1 protein-coding gene is annotated in these 604 nt (G+C 37.6%); it reads left to right on the top strand.

Annotated elements, in window-relative coordinates:
* Positions 1 to 604, top strand: a 604-nt coding sequence (locus tag RR876_RS17085) for a hypothetical protein (protein WP_332637200.1), incomplete at both ends; no start/stop codon positions are given.

The following is a 604-nucleotide window of genomic DNA, read 5'->3' on the forward strand; positions in this document are numbered from 1 at the left end:
TTGAATCGGGTGTCGTGGCGTTGAAAAAGCGCCAACGCAATGTGATGTTATTGTGCATCAGTAGTACAACTGTTTTTCTTGCTTCTGTCGTGGCATTATTTTTACAACATGATTTTGTCTATAGTTTTTTTGGTGTGACCACTGAACTTAAACAATTACATATGCCCATCAGTATAGATAGCCATCTTGCGGCATTGGGGCAGCATTCAGATTATTTTACCAGTTTGCTGTCATGGTTTGGTTGGCTCATTCTAAAGCTGTTTGTCTCTTTTGTAGGGGCATTTTTTGTCATTCATTTTTTGAAAAAAATCCGTTTTTTTTATATTCGTTTTCAGTCTTTTATTTTGAAATTTGTCGGCTGGTTGATTGCGTTTATAGTGTTGTGGTCTGGACTGACTTATCTACAATATGATTTAAAGCATGATGAAAATGATGCTTATGCCAAAGCGATTCAATACGATAAAAATATTCAGCAAAGTGAGCTGGCCCAATATTTACAGCAAGCTGATTTAGATGAGCCAGTGAAGGCTTATTTACTGGCGCAAACTGCGTTATTGCATAAGCCTGCCGATAAAGATGCCGCAATTCCTCAGGTTTTAGCTTT

Source organism: Acinetobacter sp. (assembly GCF_036666595.1).
Classification (GTDB): domain Bacteria; phylum Pseudomonadota; class Gammaproteobacteria; order Pseudomonadales; family Moraxellaceae; genus Acinetobacter.